The 9574-nt window shown below is 58.2% G+C and carries 8 protein-coding genes and 1 pseudogene; 4 read left to right on the plus strand and 5 right to left on the minus strand.

Annotation, left to right across the window (positions count from 1 at the left end; all coding sequences use genetic code 11):
* Positions 1–42 precede the first annotated feature (42 nt).
* From M2418_RS11740 to M2418_RS11750, 3 genes are all read left to right on the plus strand, one after another.
* Complete coding sequence (locus tag M2418_RS11740) at positions 43–1506, plus strand: YcjX family protein (protein WP_259146610.1); 1464 nt, start codon at positions 43–45, stop codon at positions 1504–1506.
* Positions 1503–2564 carry a YcjF family protein gene (locus tag M2418_RS11745; RefSeq protein ID WP_259146612.1) on the plus strand — a complete coding sequence of 354 codons (1062 nt, stop codon included), beginning with the start codon at positions 1503–1505 and terminating at the stop codon, positions 2562–2564. The genes M2418_RS11740 and M2418_RS11745 overlap by 4 nt, the downstream gene beginning before the upstream one ends.
* 167 nt (positions 2565–2731) lie before the next feature.
* The gene (locus M2418_RS11750; RefSeq protein ID WP_259146613.1) at positions 2732–3286 is read left to right on the plus strand and encodes a hypothetical protein; all 555 of its coding nucleotides are present in this window, start codon (positions 2732–2734) and stop codon (positions 3284–3286) included.
* 24 nt (positions 3287–3310) lie between these two features.
* Here M2418_RS11750 and folK read toward each other — a convergent pair whose 3' ends face one another.
* Genes folK through folP form a run of 3 tightly spaced genes read right to left on the minus strand, consistent with a single transcriptional unit; the run spans position 3311 to position 4972 of the window.
* The gene (folK, locus tag M2418_RS11755) at positions 3311–3826 is read right to left on the minus strand and encodes a 2-amino-4-hydroxy-6-hydroxymethyldihydropteridine diphosphokinase (protein ID WP_259146614.1); all 516 of its coding nucleotides are present in this window, start codon (positions 3824–3826) and stop codon (positions 3311–3313) included.
* On the minus strand, positions 3819–4184 hold the full coding sequence (folB, locus tag M2418_RS11760) for a dihydroneopterin aldolase (RefSeq protein ID WP_259146615.1): 366 nt from the start codon (positions 4182–4184) through the stop codon (positions 3819–3821). The genes folK and folB overlap by 8 nt, the downstream gene beginning before the upstream one ends.
* Positions 4181–4972: a dihydropteroate synthase gene (gene folP, locus M2418_RS11765; RefSeq protein WP_259146617.1), complete on the minus strand. Its 792-nt coding sequence runs from the start codon at positions 4970–4972 to the stop codon at positions 4181–4183. The genes folB and folP overlap by 4 nt, the downstream gene beginning before the upstream one ends.
* Before the next feature lie 179 nt (positions 4973–5151).
* Here folP and M2418_RS11770 point away from each other — a divergent pair, with 179 nt between their 5' ends.
* Positions 5152–5772 carry a DUF922 domain-containing Zn-dependent protease gene (locus M2418_RS11770; protein ID WP_405049406.1) on the plus strand — a complete coding sequence of 207 codons (621 nt, stop codon included), beginning with the start codon at positions 5152–5154 and terminating at the stop codon, positions 5770–5772.
* Between the two features lie 844 nt (positions 5773–6616).
* Here the strand turns inward: M2418_RS11770 and M2418_RS11775 are convergent.
* Both M2418_RS11775 and M2418_RS11780 read right to left on the minus strand, forming a co-directional pair.
* Positions 6617–6937: a (2Fe-2S)-binding protein gene (locus M2418_RS11775; RefSeq protein WP_259146619.1), complete on the minus strand. Its 321-nt coding sequence runs from the start codon at positions 6935–6937 to the stop codon at positions 6617–6619.
* A gap of 191 nt (positions 6938–7128) precedes the next feature.
* Positions 7129–9574, minus strand: a pseudogene (locus M2418_RS11780) (hypothetical protein); the annotation flags it as partial.

Here is a 9574-nt window from a genome sequence, read left to right on the forward strand (position 1 = left end):
ATATTCGTGGAGAAATTTCTAATTTTAATGGGATAATTGCTCTTGCCCCCATCGCTTTCATCGATAACAGACGGCGCGCTGATCGCATTTGACAATCTTTATGACCGGGCAAGTTCCTTGACGCATCCCACATTGCGGCTCGGCGTGACCGGCCTTTCGCGTGCAGGCAAGACGGTTTTTATCTCCTCGCTGGTGCATAATTTGCTGAATGGCGGCCGCCTGCCGCTGTTTGAACCGGTGCGATCGGGCCGTGTGTCCTCCATCCGCCTGGAACCACAGCCTGACGACGCCATTCCGCGCTTTCAGTATGAAGACCACATTCAGGCGCTGGTGCGCGACCGCAGCTGGCCTGATTCGACCCGCGCCATTTCCGAGCTGCGCATTACCATTGATTACCAGAGCGCCAGCGGCTGGGGTCGCTGGTTGTCGCCCGGCCAGTTGTCGATCGACATTATCGACTATCCCGGCGAATGGCTGCTGGACCTGCCGTTGCTAGAACGCGACTACAACACGTTCAGCAATGAGACTGTCGAATTGGCCGGAACCGGCGTGCGGGCAGAGCTGGCCCGTGACTGGCTGGAGTATGCCGCCACTCTTGACGTCAATGCACCGGCCGATGAAATGACAGCCAAGAAACTGGCAGAACATTTCAGCGGCTATCTGCGGGCCTGTAAATCCGATGAGAGGTCGCTGTCCACCCTGCCGCCCGGCCGTTTCCTGATGCCGGGTGATCTTGAGGGATCGCCTGCCCTGACTTTTGCGCCGCTGCCTGGCCTGACAGATGAAAAAGCCCCCAAGGGCTCACTGCGCGCGATGATGGAGCGGCGTTACGACGCCTATAAAAACATCGTGGTAAAACCGTTCTTCCGTGAACACTTTGCCCGCCTTGACCGCCAGATCGTGCTGATTGATGCGCTGCAGGCCGTCAACCGCGGTCAGGAGGCGTTGCAGGACCTGGAGCGGGCGCTGGGTGATGTGCTGGCCTGCTTCCGTCCCGGTACCAATACGCTGCTGTCGTCGCTTCTGGGGCGGCGCATCGACAAGGTTCTGGTGGCTGCCACCAAGGCCGACCATCTGCACCATGAAAGCCATGACCGGCTGGAAAGCCTGACGCGCCGACTGGTGGACCGCGCCATTACCCGCATTGGCATGAGCGGTGCCGGCATTGACGTGATGGCGCTGGCCTCGGTGCGCGCAACGCGTGAGGCATCGGTCAAGCAGGATGGCCACACCCTGCCGGTGATCGTCGGCACGCCGATATCAGGTGAAAGCATCAATGGCGAAATATTCGACGGCAACCGCGCCACGGCAATCTTTCCCGGCGACTTGCCGGAAAATCCCGAACCGCTATTTGCCGCTGATAATAGCGACGGCATGCCCGACATCAATTTTGTTCGGTTCCGGCCGCCGCAAATCGAAGAAACTGGCGGTGGCATCAAGCTCTCGGTTCCCCATATCCGGCTTGACCGTGCCATGCAGTTCCTTTTCGGAGACAGGCTCGCATGACCAATTCCAACAATGATGGCCCCACACCAGGCAAAAGACGCCCCGAGGCATTTTCCATCGACACGGAAAAACAGCAGCAGCCACCAGTGCGTCGTCTGCCGCAGGCCTTTGCCGGCGAGATTGCCGTAACGCCTGACGAGGATGATCCGTTTCTGGGCGGCGTGGATGCAGGCCTTGCGCCGCCGGTTGCCGAACCGCGCCCACACCGGTTTTCCTTCGGCAAGCTGGCAATCGGCGCGTTCGGTTTCCTGTTGTCGCTGGCGCTTGGCCTGTGGGCCGACCAGCTGATCCGTGATCTGTTCACCCGCGCCGACTGGCTGGGTTACACCGCCATCACCGCCGTGGCGATTGCCGTTCTGGCGCTGCTGGTGATCGTGGCGCGCGAGGTGGCAGGCATATGGCGGCTTAACGCCGTGCAATCGCTCAAAGTCGAGGCTGAACAGGCCGCGCTGGAGCGCAAGGCAACCGCTGCGAAAGCCGTTGTTGCCAAACTCGAAAACATCCTGTCGCACCGCGCCGAAACCGCCAAAGGCCGCGCCGCACTGAAGGCAACGCAGGACGATATTATCGACGGTCCGCACCTGCTGGATTTTGCCGAGCGCGAATTGCTGACACCCATCGACCGGCAGGCGCGTGCGCTTATTCTCAACGCCTCCAAACGCGTGTCGATCGTTACCGCCGTCAGCCCACGCGCCATTGTCGACCTGGCCTATGTGTTGTTTGAAGTGGTGCGGCTTGTCCGTTCCATGGCCGAACTTTATGGCGGCCGCCCCGGCTCGATTGGCATGATGCGCCTGCTGCGCGATGTCATTGCACATCTGGCTGTCACCGGCTCAATTGCTGTCGGTGACGGGCTGGCACAGCAGGTTCTGGGCCATGGTCTGGCGTCCAAACTCTCGGCCCGGCTCGGTGAAGGCATGATCAACGGGCTGATGACCGCCCGCATCGGTATTGCCGCCATGGATCTGTGCCGCCCGCTGCCATTCCGCGCCCTGAAACGGCCCGGCATCAGCGATTTCATCTCGGATTTGCGGCCTGATCTGAAGGGTCAGTCCTGAAGCAGAAGGTGTAAATTACACCCCTGCCTACACAGGGTTGAAGGCGCTAAAAGGCGCTTCAAAACTTACCAACCTGTCAATTCCTCACCCGAAATAAACCAAACATTAACCATTCCCGCAATACATTAGCCCCATCAAATCGAGGCATTTTCGCCAAGGAAAGTATCATGTATTCGCGCTTCTTTTCGGTCGTGTGCGGATTTGCCGCTGTTGTGCCGTTTGCATTTTCAATGACGCCGAGCGCTGCCAATGCAGCCTCCGCTGACGACGTTTTCTTCTCGTCGGTTGCCGGCTCCTGGAAGGGTCCGGGCGAGATTGTTGCCGGCAAATACAAAGGCACCAAGTTTACCTGTGACCTGGTGGGCGAACCTGCTGACGGCAAGGTAACCGGTATCAAGCTGGGTGGCACCTGCCGCGTTGGCGTATTCAAGCAGCCGATGTCGGCCACCATTACCCGCAGCGGCAATGGTTACACCGGCAAGTTCCTTGATGGCGCTGAAGGCAAGGGTCTGGACATCGTGTCCGGTCAGGTTTCCGGCGACAAGGTTGTGGTTGGCATCAACCGCTCCAAGTTGAACGGTGCCATGGTTGCCCGCGTACAGAACGGCAATTCCATGAACATCACCATTTCGGTGAAGGTAGCAGACCAGATGGTTCCGGTTATCGGCCTGACACTGGCACGCGACATTGACCAGATTGCTGTCGGCTCTATCAAGAAATAAGCCGAACCAATTCTGACGACCCGTTTAAACCCGCCACCAGAGCGGGTTTTTATTTGCCTCGACAATGCCCTCAGCACTGAGACCGGACAGCCACTGCTGCACGGCCCTGCCCTTTATCACCATATCAGCGGCAATATCGGCAAGCGGCACCATAACGAAGGCGCGCTCGGTCATGCGTGGATGTGGAATTTCAATCCGCTCCGATTGCAGTGTCACATCACCATAGGCCAACACATCGATATCGATGGTGCGCGGGCCCCAGCGCTCAATACGCACACGTTTCATGCCGCGCTCTATCTCAAGGCAACGATCAAGAAGCGCCAGCGGCTGCAAGCACGTTTTGACCAGCGCACAACAATTGTAAAAATCGGCCTGATCGGTCTTGCCCCATGGCGGTGTGCGATAAAGTTTCGACACGGCCAGCACGCCACAATCAGCGTCCTCGTCAATCAGTTTCAGCGCCTGCGCCATACTGGCTTGCGGGTCACCGATATTACCGCCAAGCCCAAGGGCTGCAATGGTCCATTCCATGTCAGGCATGTTGTTCTACACTGACCTGCGCATAGTCGAGAATGCCCGGAACGGGTGCTGACGGTTTGCGTACCGTGATGTTGACGCGCACGATCTGCGGGTAACGCTCGCGCAGCGCAGAAGCGATATCATTGGCCAGCGCCTCGATGAGATAACGGCGCTTGCCAATGACGATCTTTTCGATGACGGCAAAGGCCACGCCATAATCGACGGTGTTGTCGATATTGTCGGTCTCCAGCGCATCGCCAGCCTCGACCTCCATTTCCGCATCGACGAAGAACCGCTGACCCAACGCCTCTTCCTGATCAAGCACGCCGTGGCGCGCAAAGAAGGAGCAGTTTTTCAAAAGGATTGTGTAGCGGCTCATTCTTCTTCTCCTGATTGGACCTTGCGCGCGGCAAGCATGGCATCTGCCATCGCCAGCGCGTCACGGTTGACGGCAACACTGTGAACACGAAACACCACCGCACCTGCCATGCGCAGCAAGGCGGTGGTGGCGGCGGTACCGGCGTCGCGGTCGCTGGCGACCTCCCGCCCGGTGACAGCGCCAATAAAACGTTTGCGCGATGTGCCGGCCAGAATCGGCAGACCGAGAGCATGCAACTCACCAAACCTTGCCATCAGCGCCATGTTTTCCTCGGTGTCCTTGGCAAAACCAAAACCGGGGTCCAGCATGATGGCATCGCGGTTTATGCCTGCCTTTTCAGCAGATTGTAGCGATTGTTTCAGAAAATGAATCTGGTCATCAATCACGTCAGCCAGCTTCTGGCGCTCACGTCCAGTGTGCATGATGCAGACACCGGCGCCGGTCTCTGCGACCACTAAGGCCATATCCGGATCCTTCTGCAGCCCCCAGACATCATTGATGATATGGGCACCAGCCGCAACGGCAAGGCGAGCCGTTTCAGCCCGGTAAGTATCAATGGACAGCAGTGCGTCGGTTTCTTGTGCCAGCTTTTCAATCAGCGGCAGCACCCTGTCCTGCTCTTCTGCAGCACCGACGACACTGGCATCCGGACGGGTGGATTCGCCACCGATATCGATGATGTCGGCCCCCTGCGATAGGCAGGTCATGGCATGACTGAAGGCGGCATCCACTGTGTTGAATTGGCCACCATCGGAGAAGGAATCCGGCGTAGCATTGACGATGGCCATAATACGGCCACGCCTATCCAGTTTCAGGCTTCGGCCATGAGCGGCTTGCCACACCTTGTTGTTGGCTGTTATCACCACAGTCAGGACCTTTCGATATTACAAAGAGTCACGCCAATTTGTATTGTATCACCTCCGCCTATGCAGCAATCGTTTCACGAGTTCAACCGGCAGTCTGGCACATGAATTTTATACCCGGTCTCATGCGTGCAGTTGCCGCATCTGCTTTTCTGTTTGCATTCACGCATTCAACACAGGCGGAAACCCAGTTTCAAAAATCGATCTCCTACTTCCAGATCGGGGGCAAAACTGCGGCAGATCTCGACCGTGAACTGTCTAATCGTGGCCCACTGACACAATCCACCGGCGCCAGACATCCCGGTGCCACCGAAATCAAATTCGGCGGTGAGTTGACCTATGTGGAAAAAGACGGCCGCTGCAATATTGGCGAAGTGAAGGTCACCCTGCACACCAAGATATTGCTGCCGCGCTGGAAAAACCGCGCACGCACCAGCGCCGATCTGGCGCTGATCTGGGATACGCTGTCGGCCGATATCAAACGGCATGAAGAACGCCACGCCGAGATTTCACGCAGCTATGGCCGGATGCTTGAAAAAAGACTGAAAGGTCTTCGCCCGCAAAAGACCTGTGAAGCACTGCAAGCCCAAGTGGCTGACACAACGCAGAAGGTCATGGCCGAACATGACAGCGACCAGCAGCGTTTTGACCGTATCGAAAGCAAGAACTTCGATGCACGCATGATGCGCCTGCTCAGCCACCGCCTCAAGGCGCGTGACAACTGATCGCTATTTGTCTTGTGCGGTTGGGCTGTTTTTTCGCGGACACCGCCCCATCCATATCTCACCCCTGTGCTCGTCACAGGGGTCCAGGCCAGCCCAAGTCTTTGGGCTGAATAGACTCTCCTTTGTCGCGCAGACGCGCTCCGCTGGCTGCCCACAGCAAGCACAAGGCATGAGGAGCGTTTGCGGAGGACGCTCTCGTCCATTGTTCGACCTCACACATTCCCGAACATCCGAACGCGCAGCGCATGTGCAAACGGCCTGGATCCCCGCCTCAAGGGGAGGATGACGCTGGCGAGGTTTGGCCCTGCCATGCCAAAACATTGCTTATGACGCCTCCATTGGCGCTTTGACAGCCCAACTAAACGCTGGCACCGCGCGGCTGCATCAATGTGCGCTCGGCAACAAACTTCCGTTACGTGATGTTTTCTCGTGATTTGGCCCAGCGATGGCCGTCAAGGCCGCCCGGCCAACCCTGCTCACCTAAGGTTGATCCCACGCTTTTATGATTGATTTCTTGGCGTGGCGAATCAGTGTTTTTAATTATAAAAAACTTAAATACGGAGTGGGAAAGACTTCAGATTTCAATGGATTAGGGTCGCGCCAACATGTGGTTATGCGATACCCATCCGTTCGGCAAATTTCCAAGTTGTTAGCAGCGTTCGAGTTCCCTGGCGTGTCCACAGAACCACAGGTGTCATCCTCCCTCGCCTCGTGGCGGCATGCCCGCCTGGCCTCGCTCTTCATGCGGAGAGCGAGGCTTTTTTTGGCCGAAACCGAATTCGGAAAATGACCGGCGCGTTTGTTGGCAGATGGTGCCTGTAACGGGTGCCGGCAGCTGGCAATATCAGCCCTGACGCTCAGGCACGTGTACGATGAGGCCATCCAGCTCGGCGCTCATCTTGATCTGACAGGACAGACGCGAGGTTGGACGCACGTCGAATGCAAAGTCCAGCATATCCTCTTCCATCGCTTCTGGCGGGCCGACACGTTCGGCCCATTCATCATCGACATAGACATGACAGGTAGCACAGGCACAGGCACCGCCACATTCGGCGTCAATGCCAGGAACAGAATTGCGCACGGCATTTTCCATAACGGTGGAACCGTCTGCAACATCAAGGTCAATGGTCGCGCCGTCGAAAGCAACGATTGTCAGTTTTGTCATGTCAGAAATCCAGAAATTGCGGGTTATCGTTTGTTCCACACATAGAAAGCCAAGACCCAAATGGCAACATCGATGGGGCATTCCTTTGCGTTGGAACGCCCAAGGCTTGAGGATTTTACCCTTTGCACAAACAAAAACCGCCCCGGATGGGGCGGTTTTCAAAGTAAGTAAGTGCTTACTTACTTTTCATATCAATTGAAACGACCGGCGGCGTGGGCCAGCATGGTGTAGACCTTGCCGGTGTCAGACGTGAGGTAAGACTGGGTTACAGTGCGGTCACGGTCTGTCTTGGCAACGTCGGCCAGCAGCTTTTCGAAGTCAGCGATGTAACGGTCAACCGCAGTTCTGAACTCCGATTCACGCTCATACTTGCGCTTGATTTCATCAAAGGTCTGTTGACCCTTCAGCGTGTAGAGGCGTCTGGTGAACACGTCGCGCTCACCGCGCTGGTAACGGCGCCACAGGTCTACCGATGCATCGTGGTCAATCGCACGGGCGATATCGACCGACAGGGAATTCAGAGATTCCACCATGTGACGCGGATTTCGGTTGTCGGTGTTGCGCGATGCCTGGCTTGGTGCTGTTTCAGCAGCCGGACGTGTTGCCGGCTGACGGGCAGCAGCTGCTGCCTGCGCATTCGGGTCACGTGATGCACCACGCAGCAGATCGCTGATCCAGCCACTGCCCTCACCACGCTGTACGGCCTGGTCAGAGATGGTGGTTGTCTGGACCTGCGGCTTTGCGGTTTCCAGTGGCAGGCTGCCACGCAGACCAGCAGAGGTGCCCAGCACCTGTGCCGGGGTCTGTGGCTGTGGTGCACGCGCTACAGGAGCCGCGACAGCTGGCTGTGGTGCAGGTTCTGCAACACGACGCTCAACCTGTGGGGCGGCCTGCTGTGGCGCCTGTGGAGCCGGCTGCGGGGCTGCAGGGCGTGCGTGGGAGATTTCCATCTGGGTGGCCGAGCGGCCTACCAGCTGCGAAATGTCCTGCAGCGCCTTGATCTGTTCTGCCACGGCGCGACGCATGGCGGCCGCACTTTCCTTGGCTTCTTCCGGCAGATCGAAAGCACCACGCTTCAGTTCTGCACGGGTCGAATCCAGTTCCTTGCGAATGTCCTGGCTGGAGCGACGAATTTCGTCGGTTGCGCCGGAGAAGCGGGTTACCGCCTCTTCGACTGCCAGACGCAGCGTTTCACGGACGTTTGCAGCGGCAGCCGTGGACTTCTCCGTGGCGCTGCCAAGGATGCTGTCGACGTCGGCCAGCGAGGACTGGACGCCAGTGCGAACACGGTCGGCCAGTTCGTCCGAGTACTTGCGAGCGTCCGCAAGTGTCGTTTCGATGGAACGGTTTGCTTCCTGACCGGCAGAGAGCAGCGCGTTGCGCATATTGGCAGCGGCAGACTGGGCACGCTGTTCGGTCTCGTCCAGAGCCTTGCCAACTTCAGAGAACGAAGACGACAGGTTTTCTTTCAGCGTACCGGCAACATTGGCTGCACGTTCTTCCGCATGGCCCATTGTTCCTTCAACGGACGAAACAACGTTGCGCATTGTGGCTTCAATGTCTTCAGAACGCTTGACCAGACTTACGGCCAGGCTGCGCAGGGTATCCTGACGCTCTTCCAGTGTGCCAACCAGGCTGGACTGGGCCGCGCCGAGCAGATCGGATGCCTGCGACAGCATCTTGGAGTGCTCTTCGAAGCGGCCAACGATACCGGCAACCTGCGACAGTGTCTGGCCGGAAATGTTCGACAGACGGTCGATCTTTCCTTCCAGCAGACGGCTGGAGCTGGACACCATGTCGGCAGCCTGCGAGGCGGTTTCGGCAAAACGGTTTGCCGTCTGACCGAGCGACTGGTCGGCCGCGTTGAAGTCTACCGAGGCCTTGCTGACCGCAGCATTGAGATCACCAACCGTCTGTTCAACGCGGTTGACGATTTCTGCATTGGTGGCCGACAGGGTTTCAACACCCTCACGGGCAGCCGTTGCGATGCGGTGGGCAGCTTCCTGACCGATATTGGCATACTGGTCGACGACCGGACGGGCCTTTTCTTCGATCAGGCGCGACAGTTCTGCCGAACGGCTGGCCAGCATCGAGTTCAGTTCGCGGGTGCGCTCATCCAGCGTCGTGCGGATGGAGTCGCCACGGGCACCAAGTGCTGCCTCAACCTGCGACAGGCTCTGGGCAATGGTGTCGGCCTGCGAACGGACCACGGTTTCTGCTTCGGCAACCTTGTTGACGATGACATTGCCAGCTTCGGAGAAGGTCTGGGCAACGGCAGCAGCCTGCGAGGACAAGCGGTTCTGCGCATCCGAAATACGGTTGATGATATCGCCAGACCGGTTTTCGATGGCCTGTGTGAACTCAGCATTACGAGCCTGCACCTGCTGGGCAAAGTCGCTGCTGGTTCTGGCCAGCAGTTCTGCCGAGCGCTGCGCTTCGCCGTCGATGTCCTGGGTGGCGGTCGAGACCGTGTCACGCAGGGTCGAGGCAAACTCGCTACCAGTTCTGGCCAGCAGTTCTGCCGAGCGCTGGGCTTCGCCACCGATGTCCTGGGTGGCGGTCGAGACCGTGTCACGCAGGGTCGAGGCAAACTCGCTACCAGTTCTGGCCAGCAGTTCTGCCGAGCGCTGGGCTTCG

The sequence above is a fragment of the Rhizobium sp. BIGb0125 genome, assembly GCF_024810055.1.
Lineage (GTDB): Bacteria > Pseudomonadota > Alphaproteobacteria > Rhizobiales > Rhizobiaceae > Agrobacterium.